Origin of the sequence: Vibrio wakamikoensis, from assembly GCF_050337275.1 — a bacterium.
Taxonomy (GTDB): domain Bacteria; phylum Pseudomonadota; class Gammaproteobacteria; order Enterobacterales; family Vibrionaceae; genus Vibrio; species Vibrio chaetopteri.
Genome location: NZ_JAKJST010000021.1, coordinates 37,790 through 56,620, shown reverse-complemented (window position 1 = coordinate 56,620; position 18,831 = coordinate 37,790). Strand labels below are relative to the sequence as shown.

General features: G+C 44.8%; 17 protein-coding genes. 6 read left to right on the top strand and 11 right to left on the bottom strand.

The features are described from left to right. Positions 1 to 49: 49 nt before the first annotated feature. Positions 50 to 937, bottom strand: a complete 888-nt coding sequence (locus tag L4C42_RS12480) for a LysR family transcriptional regulator (RefSeq protein WP_353499296.1) — start codon at positions 935 to 937, stop codon at positions 50 to 52. Positions 938 to 1,190: 253 nt separating this feature from the next. Here L4C42_RS12480 and L4C42_RS12475 point away from each other — a divergent pair, with 253 nt between their 5' ends. After that, on the top strand, positions 1,191 to 1,559 hold the full coding sequence (locus L4C42_RS12475; protein ID WP_353499295.1) for a MaoP family protein: 369 nt from the start codon (positions 1,191 to 1,193) through the stop codon (positions 1,557 to 1,559). A gap of 199 nt (positions 1,560 to 1,758) precedes the next feature. Here L4C42_RS12475 and L4C42_RS12470 read toward each other — a convergent pair whose 3' ends face one another. Genes L4C42_RS12470 through rimK form a run of 3 tightly spaced genes read right to left on the bottom strand, consistent with a single transcriptional unit; the run spans position 1,759 to position 4,128 of the window. Beyond that, positions 1,759 to 2,196, bottom strand: coding sequence for an ATP-dependent zinc protease family protein (locus L4C42_RS12470; RefSeq protein WP_353499294.1), 438 nt, complete (start codon positions 2,194 to 2,196; stop codon positions 1,759 to 1,761). A 4-nt stretch (positions 2,197 to 2,200) separates the two neighbouring features. Beyond that, positions 2,201 to 3,220 carry a succinylglutamate desuccinylase/aspartoacylase family protein gene (locus L4C42_RS12465; protein WP_353499293.1) on the bottom strand — a complete coding sequence of 340 codons (1,020 nt, stop codon included), beginning with the start codon at positions 3,218 to 3,220 and terminating at the stop codon, positions 2,201 to 2,203. A gap of 2 nt (positions 3,221 to 3,222) precedes the next feature. Next, positions 3,223 to 4,128 (bottom strand): 30S ribosomal protein S6--L-glutamate ligase, encoded by a 906-nt coding sequence (gene rimK, locus L4C42_RS12460; RefSeq protein ID WP_353499292.1) that lies wholly within the window; start codon positions 4,126 to 4,128, stop codon positions 3,223 to 3,225. A gap of 232 nt (positions 4,129 to 4,360) precedes the next feature. On the opposite strand from rimK, the gene L4C42_RS12455 reads away from it, so the two are divergent. Continuing rightward, positions 4,361 to 4,579: a hypothetical protein gene (locus L4C42_RS12455; RefSeq protein ID WP_353499291.1), complete on the top strand. Its 219-nt coding sequence runs from the start codon at positions 4,361 to 4,363 to the stop codon at positions 4,577 to 4,579. 35 nt (positions 4,580 to 4,614) lie between these two features. Here the strand turns inward: L4C42_RS12455 and galE are convergent, their stop codons facing one another. From galE to L4C42_RS12435, 4 genes are all read right to left on the bottom strand, one after another. Further along, positions 4,615 to 5,628, bottom strand: coding sequence for a UDP-glucose 4-epimerase GalE (gene galE, locus L4C42_RS12450; RefSeq protein WP_353500198.1), 1,014 nt, complete (start codon positions 5,626 to 5,628; stop codon positions 4,615 to 4,617). Between the two features lie 102 nt (positions 5,629 to 5,730). Then, entirely contained in the window at positions 5,731 to 7,140 is a 1,410-nt protein-coding gene (locus L4C42_RS12445) for an FAD-dependent oxidoreductase (protein ID WP_353499290.1), read from the bottom strand. A 254-nt stretch (positions 7,141 to 7,394) separates the two neighbouring features. Further along, positions 7,395 to 9,875, bottom strand: a complete 2,481-nt coding sequence (locus tag L4C42_RS12440; RefSeq protein ID WP_429760694.1) for an ABC transporter permease — start codon at positions 9,873 to 9,875, stop codon at positions 7,395 to 7,397. Between the two features lie 3 nt (positions 9,876 to 9,878). Next, positions 9,879 to 10,553 carry an ABC transporter ATP-binding protein gene (locus L4C42_RS12435; protein WP_353499288.1) on the bottom strand — a complete coding sequence of 225 codons (675 nt, stop codon included), beginning with the start codon at positions 10,551 to 10,553 and terminating at the stop codon, positions 9,879 to 9,881. On the opposite strand from L4C42_RS12435, the gene L4C42_RS12430 reads away from it, so the two are divergent. The 4 genes from L4C42_RS12430 to L4C42_RS12415 all read left to right on the top strand — a co-directional run bounded on the left by L4C42_RS12430 (position 10,552) and on the right by L4C42_RS12415 (position 16,327). Further along, positions 10,552 to 11,160: an arylesterase gene (locus L4C42_RS12430; protein ID WP_353499287.1), complete on the top strand. Its 609-nt coding sequence runs from the start codon at positions 10,552 to 10,554 to the stop codon at positions 11,158 to 11,160. The genes L4C42_RS12435 and L4C42_RS12430 overlap by 2 nt on opposite strands. Positions 11,161 to 11,300: 140 nt before the next feature. Further along, the gene (gene fabV / locus L4C42_RS12425; RefSeq protein ID WP_429760691.1) at positions 11,301 to 12,497 is read left to right on the top strand and encodes an enoyl-ACP reductase FabV; all 1,197 of its coding nucleotides are present in this window, start codon (positions 11,301 to 11,303) and stop codon (positions 12,495 to 12,497) included. A 219-nt stretch (positions 12,498 to 12,716) separates the two neighbouring features. Continuing rightward, positions 12,717 to 14,549 carry a putative bifunctional diguanylate cyclase/phosphodiesterase gene (locus L4C42_RS12420; RefSeq protein WP_429760689.1) on the top strand — a complete coding sequence of 611 codons (1,833 nt, stop codon included), beginning with the start codon at positions 12,717 to 12,719 and terminating at the stop codon, positions 14,547 to 14,549. 122 nt (positions 14,550 to 14,671) lie between these two features. Then, entirely contained in the window at positions 14,672 to 16,327 is a 1,656-nt protein-coding gene (locus L4C42_RS12415) for a P-loop domain-containing protein (RefSeq protein ID WP_429760687.1), read from the top strand. 63 nt (positions 16,328 to 16,390) lie between these two features. Here the strand turns inward: L4C42_RS12415 and L4C42_RS12410 are convergent, their stop codons facing one another. The 3 genes from L4C42_RS12410 to aroG form a co-directional block, all read right to left on the bottom strand. Continuing rightward, positions 16,391 to 17,002 carry a DNA-J related domain-containing protein gene (locus L4C42_RS12410; protein WP_353499283.1) on the bottom strand — a complete coding sequence of 204 codons (612 nt, stop codon included), beginning with the start codon at positions 17,000 to 17,002 and terminating at the stop codon, positions 16,391 to 16,393. Between the two features lie 130 nt (positions 17,003 to 17,132). Continuing rightward, positions 17,133 to 17,528: a hypothetical protein gene (locus L4C42_RS12405; RefSeq protein ID WP_353499282.1), complete on the bottom strand. Its 396-nt coding sequence runs from the start codon at positions 17,526 to 17,528 to the stop codon at positions 17,133 to 17,135. A 106-nt stretch (positions 17,529 to 17,634) separates the two neighbouring features. Further along, positions 17,635 to 18,687, bottom strand: a complete 1,053-nt coding sequence (gene aroG / locus L4C42_RS12400) for a 3-deoxy-7-phosphoheptulonate synthase AroG (protein ID WP_353499281.1) — start codon at positions 18,685 to 18,687, stop codon at positions 17,635 to 17,637. Between the last annotated feature and the right edge of the window lie 144 nt (positions 18,688 to 18,831).

Below are 18,831 nucleotides of genomic sequence, written 5' to 3'. Positions count from 1 at the left end.
CTCTAACGCTGAAGGAAAAAGCCTCTAACAAGAGGCTTTTATAAAGTCTTTATTCCACACTTTCACCCGCCTGCTGTACGACGAACGAGGTAGTTGGCTTAACAGTGTTGATGAGTGATTCAACTTGTAAAATCGCCTCTAATGAGGTGCTGTTTTTACGGTAACTTATGTACAAAGGCCGAGCCCATTCATCGGCTCCCTCGACTCTAAATAGCTGCTCAGACTCTATGAAAGGCTCCACAAGCGACGCAGGAAGATAGGCACAGCCTCCCTTCTCCAAAACAAAATCCAACGCAATACGCCCCGTTGACGTACGCAGGTAAGGAGCTGGAATATTAGGGTGTCGATCGGCATGTTCAAACGCGAACTGCGTTCCCCAATCTACATAAACATATTTACTGTTGAACGCAGATTCAATGTTATTTGGTTCTGTTGATACTAACACCAAAGACAGTTCGGCAATTTGGTGACTCTTGAACTCTTCCACCTTAAATGGATCGAAAGAAAATGCGACATCCAACGTGCGCTCAAGCAACTTGCGGTTTAGCTGCTCGCGACCTAACGACTCTGCGACAAAGCCATAACCAGTCAAAGAGTCTGTCACCACACTCAAACCATTTTGCAAATATGCGTCCCAGATATTGGGTGTGCCGCCTAGAGTTAATTGCAGCGCCTTATTACTCTCAAGAGATAAATCAAAGGTTGCCTGCTTAAGCGTCGAAACCATCACCTCTGCGTACCCCACCAACCTTTGACCCGCTGAGGTCAATTGAATATTGTTGCGATGTCGGGTAAACAACCGCGTATCAAAGTATTCTTCGAGCTGTTTGATACGTGCACTCACCGCGGCCTGCGTGATGTAGAGGTTTTCGGATGCGCGACCAAAGTGTTTCTCCTTAGCGACTTCAAGGAAGGTTTGGAATACTTTTACGTCCATAATGTGACTCTTAAGATATTTCTAATAGATTGAGCTAACGTTCTGGTTAGCCACGTATTCTTACACAATTAAGCTTAGTTAAGCATAAAGAAATTTTGTGCATTCGACAAAAACAATTCGTTTTCTTTCTTGTTCATTTCCAACTATTTTCAGCATCGAACCAGCACGGGATTCTAAGGCTTCTCGGCGTCTTTGGATGGCAAAAAGTCCCTTGAATTACCTTGCTTTACTACCTATTTGCTTTGAGGTCTCTATGACTGAAACTCAATTTCGCCACGGCAAGAAACGTTTTTATGATGCAGTAAAGTTCCCACGCGGATTCGCGAAATCGGGTGACTTTACACTGATTGAAGAAGACATCTTGGTAACTTACGGAGAAACCATGTTAGCGCTTGAACGCGGTGACATTACCCCAGAAAACGCCGAAGAAAAACACTTCACAAAAGTGATTGTTAACCCTAGCAAAGCGAAATCCAAACTGGAACACACCTGGCTTAAATACGTTCGCTTGGCGCGCGGAAGACGAGCTTTCCATACGTTGAATAGTAAATCTAAGTTTCATGAAGCCGCGAAAGACTATGATTACGACATGGAAAACGACGACGTTTTAGAGCCAGCATAAGTTGTGATCTTTCCTCCTAAACGCAAAAGTAGAGCCTAGCGCTCTGCTTTTTTTTGTCGCCACTTTCTCACTCCCCCCTCTTTCTCCATTTCTCAATACCACATTCTAACGGCAGAAACTGTCGGTTGTTCTCGTTCCCAATATACGAGCAAAACAAAGCCGCCCAAAGGCGGCTAGGAAAGCTGGTTAGTCAGACTGATTAATCAATCAGAAACGCTCTGCTTGGATCCACGTATACTTTGTCGATCATAGCCTCACGCCCCAACAGCATCATATAAGACATGTCTTGGCGATTGCTTAGCGTGATCTCAATGGGCCACTCTCTGTCACCAAGTTTGAACAAGGTTTGGATAACGCAGCGCTGTTCTGAATCACCGTTGGATGATTTGATACGTCTTGAGTCGTAAATTAACGATTCACAATGTACGATCTCATCTAAATGATAGATGTCTGGATGCAAGTCATATTGGACGTATAAACGACCATCTCGTTTCACACGCTGTAAGTTGTCAACGTGAAGCGAAGAGGTTTTTGCACCTGTATCAATGCGTACTTCTAAATCAAAAATACCCAACTCAGGAAGGCTACAAACTTCCAAGTTGCCAATGATCATTCTGTCGTTATATGTGTTTGGCATAGTGTTACATGCTCGGTTCTACTGGAACAATCGACTCTTGCATGATTTCGATGTGTTCAAATACCTCTTCTGCGTTATCTCCAAAATACGCAATGTGATACATAGCTTCCCCTTCTTGAACCAGAGGAATGTTTTGCTTGCCGATAATGATACCAGTGCGGTTTGACGTAACCTGACCAATATTGTTACCCAGCGGGCCGTTAATGTCGGCTAGGATCTCGCCTTTCTCGACCATAGAGCCCAAATGAACGTATTCTTTAACAAATCCACTCGCATCTGCACGCGTCCAGTCACTACGGTTGGCAATAAAGGGATCCGTTTTTGCCTTTGATACACGTTTGCGAGTCATACCTAGCGCTTTAAGTACGCGAAGTACGCCTTTGACACCGGTCTGAATAGATAGCTCATCAAATCGTAGCGCCTCGCCTGCTTCATACAGAAGTACGCGAGCGCCGTGGTTAACAGCGGCTTCACGTAATGAGCCATCTCGAATGTTGGCATTAAGCAAAACCGGCACAGCAAAGGCCTCTGCAAGACGCTTTGTTTCTTCGTCTTCTAAGTTTGCTCGAATTTGCGGCAAGTTAGAACGATGAATAGCGCCTGTGTGTAGGTCGATACCATAGTCACAATGCGAAACAATACTCTCTAGGAAAGTATGCGCTAGACGTCCAGCCAGCGATCCTTTCTTTGAGCCAGGAAAACAACGGTTTAGATCTCGGCGGTCTGGCATATAGCGGCTCTGGTTTAGAACACCATATACGTTGACCATAGGTACATAAATTAACGTGCCGCACTGCAGTTTTAAGTTTTCTGCAATTAGGCGACTAATAATCTCTATGCCATTTAACTCATCCCCGTGGACAGCGGCGCTCACAAACACCACTGGTCCTTCTTTCTTTGCTCGTATTACTTGGACTGGGATACTTACTTCTGCGTCCGTGTATAATTTCGCAACTGGGATATCGATTTCTTTACGCTCACCAGGGCGTATTTCTACGCCCGCTATGACAAGCTCTTTAGCCATTTTTAACCACGTCCTTTCGTTTTATTGTTGTTTGGCTTGGCATTTTTCTCGATAAATTCGTAAATAAGGCCCGCCACGTCTTTACTTGTCGCGCTCTCAATTCCCTCTAGGCCTGGTGATGAGTTTACTTCCATAACCACTGGACCATTTTTCGACTGAAGGATATCAACCCCGCACAAGTTCAACCCCATCGCCTTGGCAGCCGCTATCGCTGTCGCACGCTCTTCTTTAGTGAGCTTGATTAGCTGTGCAGTACCACCACGATGTAGATTTGAACGGAATTCACCTTCGGCAGCTTGTCGCTTCATTGCAGCAATCACTTTTCCACCGACAACAAAACAACGAATATCAGCACCGTTAGCTTCTTCGATAAACTCTTGAACCAAAATGTTGGCTTTTAGACCCATGAAAGCTTCGATAACACTTTCTGCAGCTTTTTGTGTCTCTGCGAGCACCACACCAATGCCCTGAGTACCTTCAAGAAGCTTGATAACAAGTGGCGCGCCACCAACATTTTTAATCAAATCTGGAATGTCGTCTGGCTTGCTTGCAAAACCAGTGCGAGGTAGACCAATGCCTTTACGTGATAGCAACTGCAGGGAACGCAGTTTGTCACGTGAACGGCTAATCGCTACCGACTCGTTAACACAGAAAGTACCCATCATTTCAAACTGACGAACCACAGCGGTTCCGTAGAAAGTAATAGATGAACCAATTCGTGGAATCACCGCATCGTATTGAGGCAACTCCTCACCCATATAACGGACTTTAGAGTTACTACTAGTAATATCCATATAGCAATGCAGGGTATCTATGATATCCACTTGATGTCCCCTCGCTTCCCCTGCTTCTTTTAGGCGACGAGTTGAGTACAAGTTTTCGTTGCGAGATAGAATCGCAATGCGCATGGCAGTATCCTCTTTTAGGTATATTGTTTTATGAGTGTGAAACGCCGGTTACGAACGACCGGAAAGAGCGTGCACCTTAAGAGTTTAGCAATTAAAAATAAAACGATTGTTTTTAGTCGTGACGACAAAGAAAAGTTGTTGTTGAATACGCAGATTTCACGCATAAAAAAACCGACTTTCGTCGGTTTTTGTTAATACTTTCATTCAGTTAAAAGATTTGTAAATAAAATGTATGAATGAAGACTATTTTGCAGCCATTTCTTTTTTAACCATTACAACCGCAGCTACAACGAAAGCAATGATGAGTGCTAACTCCATGGAGTCCCCTTGTGGTTCAAGACTAATTTTACTGGTTAAATTAAGTACTGAAACCATTTTAGCAAATATTCAACAATATGATATTTTTTATTCAATAAATAAGGCGACTTGGATCAAAAAAAGGCGCTTTTAGCGCCTTTTGTTAAGTTTATGCGACAAACCACCAGATTACTCTGGATAACCAGTCGGATTCTGCGACTGCCAGCGCCATCCATCTGCTGTCATATCGGATAAGGTACGTGTCGCCTTCCAGCCAAGCTCTTTGTTAGCTTTGCTAGGATCTGCCCAGCATTCAGCGATATCACCTGGGCGACGTTCCACAACTTTGTAAGGAACTGGCTTACCAGAGGCTTCTTCAAACGCTTTAACCATTTGCAGTACGCTGCTTCCGTTACCTGTTCCTAGGTTGTATATAGAGAGCGCTTCTTTGCCATTTAACGTTTTCAGAGCGGCGATGTGACCATCTGCCAGATCCATTACGTGAATATAATCACGAACGCCCGTACCATCGGGTGTTGGATAGTCGTCACCAAAGACCGATAGACATTCACGTCGACCCACAGCAACTTGAGATACAAATGGCATTAGGTTGTTTGGGATCCCCTGAGGATCTTCACCCATTTCACCGGAAGGATGAGAACCTACTGGGTTGAAGTAACGAAGCAAGGTAATGGTCCAATCTGGATTGGCTTTGTGGAAATCAGTCAGACATTCTTCAACCATGAGTTTACTGCGACCATAAGGGTTAGTGGCACTGGTTGGGAATGATTCAGTAATTGGCACTGATGCAGGATCGCCGTAAACCGTTGCTGATGAACTGAACACAATGTGCTTCACGCCCGCTTCACGCATCGCATCCGCGAGAACCAAAGTACCATTGACGTTGTTATCATAATATTCAAGCGGCTTTTCAACAGACTCTCCCACCGCCTTTAAGCCGGCAAAGTGAATCACTGCATCAATGTTATGATTCGTCATCACGTCTACCAGGGCTTGCTTATCGCGCACGTCACCTTTTACAAACACCGGACGATTTTTTGTGATTTTCTCAATACGACCAATCACAGCCGATTTTGCATTGTAAAGATTATCAAAGATAATTGGTGTCATACCCGCTTCAATAAGCTGCACACATGTGTGACTTCCGATGTAGCCTGCGCCACCTGTTACTAGTACGTTCATCATAAATTCCTTGTATTTCTCTACAGCGATTATATGCAATCGGAGCAGATTTGCGACCCTTTATTTTGCCTTGTCTTTATAAACCAATGGATTAGCGTATATTTAGTAGGCTACAGCTAAAGATTCTGGGTAACCTCGATCGCGTGCTATTTGCTTTGCTACTAATTCAACATCTAAAGGCTTTAACGCAAGAGTCGTGCTCACGTTGAACGGCTGATTAACAAACCAACGACTCATTATCTTTTTTGCAGCAATTAAAGCGGATGAAGCTTTAACAATCTCTAGGCGAGCATAACGTTCACCATCAAAACTAACATCAGCAGAACGAAGACTTGGCTCCAACCCTGGTATTTGCTGTGCGCCATACAAAGGCTTTCCTGCTGGTTCAGCTGATACAAATTCAGGAACATACTGAGCAAGATGTTGGATAGCGCTTTGCGAACGCGAGGTTTGTACCTGCTCTGGCCAACCATTATCAATTTTATCGACTAAGTGCTGTGGAAGCTGTGGCTGTGACGTGTTACCACCTGACTGCACCAAGCCATTCTCAAACAAGGTGATCGATTTGGTCATGCCGTGAAGTTGAAAATAGCCACCAGGATAAGGCGTTAATTGCGCCATACCCTGCGGAGTACCGCGCTGACCGTGAAAAATCACTTCTGGCCATTTTTCATGCTGGTGTTTTACCCATTTGGTGACGTAAGCGGCTTTAAACTCTACTAACCTTTGACGAGGTTTCTCTAACTTATCGTCAATAGTGCCGGTACGAAATCCACAAGCATTGATAACAAAATCGAATGACTCTGTTTGCCCTGCCGCTAGCTCTAACTCATATCTATCTTCTAACTCACGAATCTGTTCTATATTGGCACCAGTGCGGATATGCAGGTTAGCTATTTGCTGAGACCATAGTTCAACAGACGAGGCGACACGGAACAAGCTGAGTCCATATTCTTGAACAACATAGACTGGGAATTTAAGCTTATCTAGATCGGTATGTTTAGCAAAGGGGATAAGCCACTCTTCGAGTGTTTGCGGCGCTTCTGGCGGCTGTCTCTTTGACAGCTCATTCAAAGTTTGACGGTCGAATTCGTGGAAGTAGTCATCCGGTTTACCCAGTACTTGGTTGTCAGCGTCCAACTCAACTAACTTTTTGTATGCATCGCGAAGTACATTTAAACGAGGAAGCAAGGCCTCTGGCTTACCCTCATCCCCTCGTGGTACCGCAATGACGGTTGGGCGAACATTAACGACCGACGGAAAGAAGCGTACAAATTCTATCGATTGCCTAAGTAGCTCAAGACAATGTTGCTCAGAGATTTCACGATACAAATTACCACCAGCATGGAGGTGACAAATCGGTGGTCCACTAACAAGGCGCTGATTTTTTTCATAAACGGTCACATCAATACCTTGTTTTGCAAGGTACAAAGCAACCGTAGATCCTGCGACGCCCCCACCTATGATGGCCACTCGTTGACGACTCTGCATCTCTGGGAATTCTTGACTCATTTCTTATTGATTGAAGTGATGAAGATGCGACATTTTAGCCGCATCTAGAGGGAAAAAAAATCCTATTTTTTGTGATGTTTTTTCTTGACAGTTAATCGGTGAATAAGTTTTTTGACAGCAACATGACAATCAGATTACCCGCCATCACCGACCAATCAAAGGCTAACGATTTTTATCACTAAGGATACGATTGAGTTATCCAAAACCTTATCCACCGTTTTTGTGGATAACTTAACAAAAACGGTGGTTAAGCATTATGCAAACTGCTTTTGCGAGGTTGTAAGCATCTGTCTTATCAATGAAAAAAGAACCAAGGCTAACGTCGCGAAAGCGATTGCGGGAACCATAATCCACGTGGATAAATGCCAACTCCACGGCAAATCAAACCCAATAGTCATGATCGAACCAACGACTAACTCAGCACCAAATGTCGCAACAATACCCGCCGTAATCGCCATGATCCCGTATTCAGCCCAAATCGTTCGAACGATCCGTTTACGGCTCGCTCCTAAGGTTCGATAAAGACGAATTTCAGCTTGACGCTGAGAGAGACTCAACCTGAGTAAAGTAAAGATAAGCAATACACCTGAAAGTACTCCCAATGCTGCTAATACCGTTATCGACCACACTATCTGACTGAGCAGCCCTTGTATCTTCTCTCCCATCAAGCGTATGTCCATCAAACTAACCGTTGGGTGGTTGCGTGACAAGGTGGCTATCAAATCATTGTCTTTATCGTGAAGCCTAAAGCTCACTAACCATGCACTCGGTATATTCGCCAACACATCTGGAGTAAAGATAAAGTAAAAGTTAGGCTTCATGTCTCTCCATTCAACAAATCGAATTGAGTTGATGACAGCCCTAACCTCTTGGCCGTTAATGGTAAAGCCAAGCTCATCTCCTATCTTAAGACCAAGATTTTCGGCCACCTCTTTTTCCACTGAGACACCACCTGTCTGCGTCCATTCACCAGAAAGAACATCATTGTAGCCAGGAAGAGTGTCTGCATAGGTAAAATTGAGCTCTCGACTTAACGCATCTTCCTCATCAACACCCGTTTTTTGTCTGGTTTGTGCATCTTCGCCATTGATGAGCGTCAATCGTCCACGAGAGATCGGAAACGCTTGAGAGCGATCAATGTTGTTACCATCTAGAGCACTCAGATAAGCATCTTTCTCATAATCAGCGATATTAAGAGCAAACGCGTTGGGCGCATCAGCTGGAAGTGTTCTCTGCCAGTCACTGAGTAGGTCATTTCTAACCAGCCAAATTGTTGTAAGCAGCATCAGCGAAAGCCCTAATGCCCCGTATTGCAATCCTGTATGACGTTTACTGCGATTAATACGGCTAACCGCAAGTTTCATCGAAATCGGCAAAGACAGGCGGCTCAAGAGCAGCGTGAAAAGAACACTAATGGCAGCCAGAACGACAAACAGACCAATAATACCAGCCAGTACAATCCACACGAGATTATTGTCGCGACACGCAACGAGTAGTGGAATAACCGGGACTAAGACCAACAAATAGATCCAGCCCCCACGCTTCTCGTCAGCACTTTGCAAAACTTCTACAGATGATACAGAAATCAACTTATAGAGCGGGATACCCAAAGCCGGAACGCCTATGAGTAAGCTCGATACAATCGCAATAACGGCTGGTTTAAATCCATAGGTAGGAAGAGGATCTGGCAGTAGATCGGTAAGAGGCACGCGAAGAAGCGTTTCTAAGCCCATCCCTAGTAATAATCCCGCGACAACCGATATACTCACAAGCAGCAAGGTTTGAATTGAAAGCCAACGTACTAACCAATGTTTACTTGCGCCGAGGCTTTTAAGCATGGCGACCGTTTGTCTGCGACTTTGCACGTAATTCTGACAGGTCAAAACAAGTGTCGTCGCTGCCATAATAATGATGATTGCAACAGTGAGAGATAGATATTGCGTTGTCCTGTCGAAAATATCATTGGTTCGGCTACCGGATGATTGGTCACGCCATCGGTCACTTGGCGTGAGTTCTATTTGCTGCTTGAGTGCGTCAATATTTCCCTCATCACCGACTAAATATGCGCGAAACTGAACTCGACTACCAAGCTGCACTGCACCGGTTTCATCCACAGAGCTTTGGTGTATATAAGCGGTTGGCATCTGCTGAAACGGATTAAAGCTGATACCAGGCTCTTCTAATATCACCCCACTCACAGCAAGCTCAGCATCGCCAATAGTGACAACGTCACCAGGGGAAGCGTTCAATTGCTCCGCTATCCTGCTATCAAGCCATAGTTCACCTTCTTTGACCTGGTTTTGTGTACCTTGTTCGGATCCTAAGGTTAGCGTACCGCGAAGTGGAAACTTTGAGTCCACGGCTTTCACCGTTATCAACTGCATACCGCTGTCACTGAACGACATAGTCGCGAAGCGCGTATACCACGACGTTTCAAGTCCTGAGCCTTTGATAAACTCAGTGTTTTTCTCGGTGATCGGATTTGCTGAAATGTATATAGAGTCAGCAGTTAGCGCATCTTTTCCTTGTTTGACAATCACCTGCTCCATTCGCTCAGCGAGTGCCGCTAGACCGAAAATACAGGCGATAATTAGCGTCAAGGAAATAGCAATAGGCCAAAGCTGCCCCTGCCTAATCTCGTCAAAGCTCCACGTCACGAGGCGACTGTTTAGATTCGCACTCGTGTTTTTGTGTTTGGAACTGATTTTAGTAGAACTGGTTTGCTGTTGTGACATCCGCTACTCCTGCTCAAGCCGACCCGCATTCATATGGAAAATGCGATCGCAACGTTTAGCTAGCGACAAATCATGAGTAACGAGCACGAGCGTCGTACCATGCTGCTGGTTAAGATCAAACAATAGCTCGACAATTTTGTGCGCTGTATTCTGATCTAAGTTGCCCGTTGGTTCGTCTGCAAAGAGTATCTTAGGGCTGGTCATAAATGCACGAGCAATGGCGACGCGCTGCTGCTCGCCGCCAGAAAGCTGTGATGGCAAATGATCAATACGGTGTCCAAGCCCTACTGACTCAAGGAGTTGACGAGCTTTCGCTTCGTCCTCTTGCTCACCTTTTAAAAGGCAGGGCAACGTCACATTTCCAAGTGCGGACAAACTTGGGATTAATAGAAAACTCTGAAACACAAAACCGAGGTGCTCACTACGAATGCTGGCTCTAGCTTCATCACTCATCTGAGAAATGGGATTAGAAAGTAATTGGATATTGCCCGTGCTAGGGACATCTAAACCAGCTAGTAACGTCATTAGCGTAGATTTTCCTGCCCCTGACGTTCCAACGATAGCAATGGACTCTCCTTCTTGAATCGACAGATTCACATCCTCGAGGATTGTTAAATGTTCCGTTTTCGTAGACACTACTTTGGACACTGATTCAGCTTTGATTATGGAAGAACTCATGATTCGGCAACTTTCCTCTTTGATTATTATTTTTGTTTCCTTGGCCTCTTTTCACGCAAAGGCGGCGTCTATTCTAATTCTCGGCGACAGTCTGAGTGCTGGCTACAACATGTCGGCAGACCTCAGTTGGCCGACAATGCTCTCAAAACACCTATCTGACGATGATACCGAGTACAACATCATCAATGGCAGCGTATCAGGCGATACCACAGGCAACGGTCTTGCAAAACTGCCAGGCTTGTTGAGTGAACACAAACCCGACTATGTACTTATTGAGCTCGGCGCAAATGACGGACTACGTGGCTTTCAGCCGCCTATCATTGAGCGCAACCTATCGACATTAATCACCCAAAGCCAAGAGGCTGGTGCTATCGTATTTTTGATGCAAATTCGTGTACCGCCCAACTACGGTAAACGCTACAGCACCATGTTCGAGAACATCTACCCGACGTTGGCTTCAGAGCACGACATTCCACTCATACCTTTCTTCCTTGAAGAAGTTATCATCAAGCCAGAATGGATGATGCAAGACGGTTTGCACCCAAAACCTGATGCTCAACCCTTCATCGCACAATTTGTAGCTGAAGCACTAAAGCCGCACCTTTAAATTGATAATTGGTGATTTTAGCAACATTGTTGCAGAGTAAATACGCTCAGAATCGCCAAATTGATGCCCTAGCTCAATATAATTTACAACACTTTACGCTATCTTGAGTTTTTATCATCGTCTTAGATAGGTTGTATACAGTGATAGTTGAACCAGTTATCAGCGGTGTTGTCGCAAAGACCTCTCATCCACAAGGGTGCAAAAAGGCCGTCGATGACCAAATCGCGTACGTGAAATCGGCCAGTCCGATCAAAAATGGCCCCAAACGCGTGCTTATTTTGGGCGCGTCATCAGGGTTTGGCTTAGCGGCCCGCATTGCCCTAACCTTTGGTGGTGCAGACGCCGATACCATTGGTGTTTCTTTTGAACGTGGCCCTTCTGAGAAAGGATTGGGAACTGCTGGTTGGTACAACAACATCTACTTCAAACAACGTGCCCAGCAAGCCGGCCGACGAGCTATCAATATCGTTGGCGATGCGTTCTCTCATGATGTCCGAGAGCAAGTTATTGAAGCCATAGAAACTTACTTTGAAGGCGAAGTTGACCTCGTTATCTACAGTCTCGCTACGGGCGTTAGACCGAAAGCAAACGGTGAATTCTGGCGTTCAGCTATCAAACCGATTGGTGAAGCCGTTTCAGGTTCACTCATTAACCTTGAAACACAAGAGTGGGAAGATACGCTACTCGAACCCGCTTCAGACGAAGAAATTGAAGGCACTCTAAAAGTCATGGGCGGTGAAGATTGGGAAAGCTGGATTGACACCCTGGTCAACTCTGATTCCGTCGCCAACGGATTTAAAACCGTCGCATTCTCTTATGTTGGGCCAGAGATCACTCACCCAATTTATTTGGATGGTACGTTAGGTCGTGCCAAAGTCGACTTACATCAAACGAGTCATGCGCTCAATCTTGAACTGTCTAACTTTGATGGCAACGCCTATGCTGCGGTCTGTAAAGCACTCGTCACTAAAGCCAGTGTGTTTATCCCGGGCTTATCTCCATACCTACTTGCGCTGTACAAAACCATGAAAGAGCAAGGTACTCACGAAGAGTGTATTGAGCAAATGCAACGTTTGTTTGCAACCAAGGTCTACGGACAAGGCAAGGTTCCTCTTGATGGTGAACGTTTAATTCGCATGGACGACTGGGAGCTGAATCCCGAAGTTCAAGATAAGGTTAAGCAGTGTCTATCTGAAATGAATCAAGACAACTTCAAGCAAATTGGCGATTTTGAAGGCTTCCAACGCTCATTCTTAAATCTGAATGGTTTTGGATTTGATGACATTGATTACAGCCAACCGCAAGATGTCCAAGCATTAAAACGGTTAAAGCCATAGCAATCATTGCGGCAGAAGCTCCTTCGGACTTCTGCCGTTTTCCTTTAATACGACTGCCTTTCCCTCTCAACTTTGAGACTGTTGCCATTCTTAGTGCTATTCACCTGTCTCAATTCATAATTTCCCAACCGTCTAGTATTCAACACTTATACTGTAGAGACTGAATCTTTTGCTTTGTTAGTGTTAACGAAGCGTTTCCACAGGATGTGGTCAACATTGATGAAAAGAGATAATCGCTCAGTATTACGCAGGCTGAGCCCAAGTGAGCGACAAAGGATCTTTGAACTCGTTGAGTCATCAAAGTCCCCATCTAATGTAAAGTCCGTTTGGGGCTGGTGTGCGATTGAAGGCAATCAATTAGAACTGCTTTATATCAACAACTATGCAGTTCCTAAAACAAACACAGTGTCGTTCAACGATATGTCTGAGCGTTCACTAAAGGAAGCACTAGCAAAGCTCCTTTCTCCCGTTAAGGCCTCTTACTTGCGCTGTTTGTATCTATCTTCAATATCGAAACAACCTACAGGCTTAGCCTTTGTCCTTTCGGTAAGATCAAGCGATGGCGAGCAGCAGTTAAACAGTTTAAGTTATGAGATTTCGTCTTGGATGACTCGTCAAGGAATGGCTGATTCCATAAAACGCGTGCGACAGCAGTACCAACAAAAACTACGAAAAAGCCGAATCGACATTGACTCATTAACTTACAATAACCACCAACTCGAAAAGCGCATGCTTTACCACTTAAGTCATGATTCAGCGACAGGCATGCTAAACCGGAACGGTCTAGAAAGTGCGCTTATCACCTCATTAATCAGTGTTCCAATTGTTAACGGGGACGCTTTTATTAGTGTCATATTCGTTCAGTTCACCAACGGTGAGCGAGTTCAGGCTAGAATCGGTTGTGACGGCCTCGACGACCTTCTTAAGGGTTTTGAGAAAAAAGTAAATGAAGTGACAGAGCAGATACAGCACATAGCAAGAATATCGACGACTGAACTTGCGCTTACTACTGTTGTTCCTGCTATGAATGAACAGTATCTCCCTACTTTGTGTAAAAAGATCGCTACCATTGCCAAGCAAGGTTTTGTATTTAAAGACAGCGAAGTTCATCTTCATTCCTATATGGGTGTTGCGAACTCTTTCCACACTCAGAATGAAAATCAGCTAATCAACAATGCCTTCCACGCCGCCCTCGCATGTAAGGAGTCCGGTGAGTTAATCACCTTTTTCACCCAAGCCGATCAACAAGACCAAAAAGCATTCAATCAACTTGAACACTATTTACTACAAGCAGTCCGAAACGACGACCTAATTTTGTACTTTCAACCCAAGGTTGATATTAAAACGCAGAAATGGATTGGCGCAGAAGTCCTTTTGCGGTGGAAACACCCTGTCCTTGGAGAAATGTCTAATGAAGCACTAATACACATGGCGGAACAAAATGGTCTAATTATTGAAGTGGGTTATTTTGTGCTGAGCAACGCTATGGATCGCGCCTCGGAGTGGATAGAATTTGCGCCAGACTTTTGCCTCTCGATTAATGTTTCTGCAAAACAGATATGCCTTCCTGCGTTTGCCAACAAAGTCATGGCACTATTAGATCAATATGAACTGCCAGCACACAACCTTGAGTTAGAGCTGACTGAAAGCTGTTTAGTTTCTAATTTTGATATCGCCAAAGCGAACATTAACACCCTAGAAACAATAGGCGTTAAGTTTGCGCTGGATGATTTTGGAACTGGCTATGCTTCTTTCAACTATCTGAAGAAACTTCCATTTAGCGCACTGAAGATTGACAAAGAATTTCTATCTAACATTGTTGACAACTCGCAAGACAAATCTATATTTCGTTCTATCACGAGCATCGCGAAAAAACTAAACAAGCAAGTCGTAGTAGAAGGCGTTGAGACGCAGGCGCAACACCTGTTTATCACCAAAGAGCACTGTGATGTAGGACAAGGCTTCTACTACGCGAAACCAATGTCTCGCGATATTTTTGAAAGCGAGCTTCAAAAGCAATACCCGCTCCCGGACAAGTTCATCATTCGGTGACACTAGTTGCTGTAATATCGATAAACCATCATGGAAGTACGATTATTCAAGCAAACCCTTTACCCGCGATGGATCGCCTCCTATAATCGCGCACCAACCTTTTGAAATTCGAGACATTCGACATGGATCTACTCATAGCCAAACTTAAAAAGATCGAAAAGCAAAATTATCGTGCTTACCAGCAAATTAAAGGTAGCTTCGATTTCACTGATTTTGAGTTTCACATCGATCACGTACAGTCTGATCCATACGCAGCGGCCTCACGAGTGCGTGCTTTTCGTCGCTGGGCACCAACAGGCCTAGAATGGCTAAAAGAGCAATCTCCAGCCTACCAGATTGCTGCTCGTGATTATCTTGCTAGGCAGTTTGCTTTATTTGCTAAACAAGAAAATAGTGTCTCGATTTCAACAACAGGCCAAACCGTACTTGACTCGACCGCTGTCGTGTTTACTGACGAAGGTATTGAACTTCGCTTCCGCATTAATCTACCGGCCGAAGGTCGCAGTATTTTGGCGAAAAAAGCGATCAACATCATGACTTTCCATTTGCCTAAATACATTCGTAAAGCCACGATTGATCGCGAACTGGATATCACGGCTCTGAAACATCACTGCGAAGTGATTGAAGACCAAGTCATGCTGCGCGAACAGCTTAAAGCCAAAGGTCTAGTGGCTTTTGTTGCTAATGGCACTGTTCTCCCTCGTCTAGCCGGCAACTGTGACCTACCTATGAAAGATGCTGTGCCATTCCGCTCGCCTGCATCTCTAGAGGTGACATTGTCACGCCCTAACCAAGGTGAAATACAAGGTATGGGCGTTCCAGCAGGTGTTACCCTGATTGTTGGTGGTGGCTTCCATGGCAAATCCACACTTCTTAACGCACTAGAGAAAGCGATTTACGATCATATCCCGGGTGATGGCCGCGAAGGTGTGGTGACTCTCAATGATGCTTGTAAAATCAAGGCAGAAGATGGTCGCTCAATCCACAACCTCAACTTAAGTAACTACATCAACCACCTACCATTTGGTAAACAGACTAGTGACTTTAGCACTCAAGATGCTTCAGGCTCTACTTCACAAGCGGCTTGGCTTCAAGAGTCTATTGAGTCTGGCGCGACAGCTATCATGATTGATGAGGACACCTCAGCAACAAACTTCATGATTCGTGATGAACGTATGCAGGCATTGGTATCAAAAGGCGATGAGCCTATCACCCCATTTGTCGATCGAGTCGGTCAACTTCGTGAGGAACTTGATATCTCAACCATCATAGTTATGGGCGGTTCAGGCGATTATTTGGATGTGGCTGACACTGTGATTCAAATGCACGACTACCAAGCGATTGATGTAACTGATAAAGCACGTGAAGTCATCAAGCTTCACCCAACCGAGCGCCAAAACGAATGTGAGAAGCCGATTGAACTGATCCCGCCACGTCATGTGGATTGTGCTCACCTCCAGAAACTACTTATCGACGGTAAGTATCGCGTTTCTGGCAAAGGTGGCAACAATCTAAGATTTGGCAAAGAGCACATTGATGTTCAGGCACTTGAGCAATTGGAATCGAACTCTGAACTCAATGCAATTGGCTGGACGTTGTTTCAGTTTGCGCAAAATCCAGACTGGTCAATGCATCCGCCAAAAGATATTGCGACACTGCTAGAGGGGAATTGGAGTGCGACAATGCCAAACTCGGGCGATCTTGCTAAGCCACGCGTTGTTGATGTGCTCGCAACCTTAAACCGTCTGCGAGCTGGAAAAATGAGACAGCCTCGCTAAACAGCACTCTCTCATTAAACAGCACTCTTTAATTAAACAAAATAGTTAAGCACCGCGTGGTCACTACTCTTTAAGCAATGACCACGCTTCACAATAAATCCGAAACTTTTCTGTATCCCCACCCGATCGATCTGGATGCCATTTCAAGGCTAACCTACGCCAAGCATGGCGTATCTCCTTTTGTGTTGCTGATTCATCTAGCTCAAAACAAGCCAAAGCCTGTTTTTGTGACATTGTCACCTCTCCAACGCCAACATACTGCTTGTATCGAGTCCAAAACTCTTCGAGTAGCCGTTTTACTTCTCGGTTATCAGCTTCGTAATGTGACCAATCAAGATAGTAATCACGCAATGGGTCTTCATTGGTAACGTTATGTTTGGAAGGATTGTATGGCATTAAACGAATGTCCATCGCTTCGACTTGTAGCCATTTTTCAGGCAACAATATCGCCTGAAGTTGATAGAGCGCGTTCATTAGCAAGAAGTTTCGTTTGAATAGATCTTTCTCTGCGCTGTCATCGAGAATTGGGATAAGTTCTTTTTCAGCGAGTACAGCAAACAGTTTGTGGATTTGAAGGCTGTCGGTCTGCCGCTCTACAACGTTCAGTACAGACCATAGCAATGGGTTCTCGGCCTGACGCTGAACGTGTATTTGATGAGATGTAAATTCCGTCAAGCCGCACTCCCTGTCTAAACGGCGATACTTCTATCTCTCTATGGTAGCACTACATCGTAAAGAACAGGAAATGGCAAAACACGCAAAGTGCTATGCCGATTCCGAAAATCCGTGTTAACTGAACAGCCAGTTAGCTTTTCAGTTGCATCGCGTTGTAAGTCTCGCTTTTCACACCGGATTGGTGCTTCTTCATTAGTACTTCAATCGATCTCGCACTATTAGTGACCTTGTAACGAATAGTTTGATTTAAGTAGGTGTCATTTTTACGACCTTCTCTCGCCTCAAGCTTCATTGTTTTACTGCTGCGACTAACCTCACAACGGTATTCCCAATCACCATCAAAGTCTTTTAATGACAGCAATACACGCTTTCCCGAACCCGCTTGTGTCTTGATCCCACGTGGTTTTTTGTCCAGGGCTAATGACAGTCCTGCAGTACAGATCTGTTCGTTACTCATATTCGCCGCCATAGTCGGAGTCGATGCTACCAACGCCAAGCCAAGTAACATCCAATTATTAACTTTCATTTGCTTCTCCCCTATACAGTATGCTGCACATTAAAGCATGACGTACGGTAAATAACAAATAAAAAAGCCTTCACCAAGGAAAAGGCTTCAAATAAAAGGGGTTTACTTACGCTTTACGACGCGCTTCAACAGCATCCGCTAGTTCACGTAGAACTTGCTCAGTATCTTCCCAACCGATACAAGCATCTGTGATTGATTGGCCGTAAGTTGGTGCAACACCATCAACCAAGTCTTGACGACCTTCAACTAGGTGCGACTCGATCATGACACCAAAAATAGCGTCTTCACCGTTCGCCATTTGCTCAGCAACATCTGTCGACACGACTTTTTGACGTTGGAACTGTTTAGAGCTGTTAGCGTGACTGAAGTCGATCATAACTTTCGCCGGCAGACCGTTAGCAGTTAGCTCATCTTTAATCGTTTTAACATGTGCTGCACTGTAGTTTGGCTCTTTACCACCACGCAAAATGAGGTGGCAATCTGGATTACCTGCGGTTTCAATAATCGCAGAGTGACCATATTTAGTTACTGACAAGAAGTGGTGAGAAGCGCTTGCAGAGCGAATTGCGTCTGATGCAATTTTGATGTTGCCATCTGTACCATTCTTGAAGCCAACTGGGCATGAAATACCAGACGCTAGCTCACGGTGAACCTGAGATTCCGTAGTACGTGCACCAATTGCGCCCCAACTAATAAGATCTGCAACGTATTGTGGCGTGATCATATCTAGGAACTCACTGGCTGTCGGCATGCCCATATCGGTGAGATCAAGCAGAAGTTTACGACCCATGCGAAGACCATCGTTGATCTTGAACGTATCGTTTAGGTACGGGTCGTTAATGAGACCTTTCCAACCAACCGTAGTACGCGGCTTTTCAAAGTAAACTCGCATCACGATTTCTAGACGATCACCAAGCTCATCACGAAGTACTTTCAAACGCTTGCCATATTCAACCGCAGCTTCAGCATCATGGATTGAACAAGGGCCAACGATAACCAGTAGTCGGTCATCTTCGCCTTCTAGAATGTTATGAATCGCTTTGCGCGCGTTAAACGTGGTAGAAGAAGCAACTTCAGTCGCTGGAAACTTCTCTAACACAGCAACCGGTGGTAAAAGTTCTTTTACTTTATTAATTCTTACGTCATCAGTTTGGAACATCGCTTACTTCTTCCTATTCTTTTGAATCTACATCTTATGAGCGCGACCACCACAATCCATTCTGTGATTTGTATCGCGCTCTTTCCTGTAACTTATCCGCTTAGAACAAGAAGTGCAATCACTAATTTTAAAAAAACGCAAATT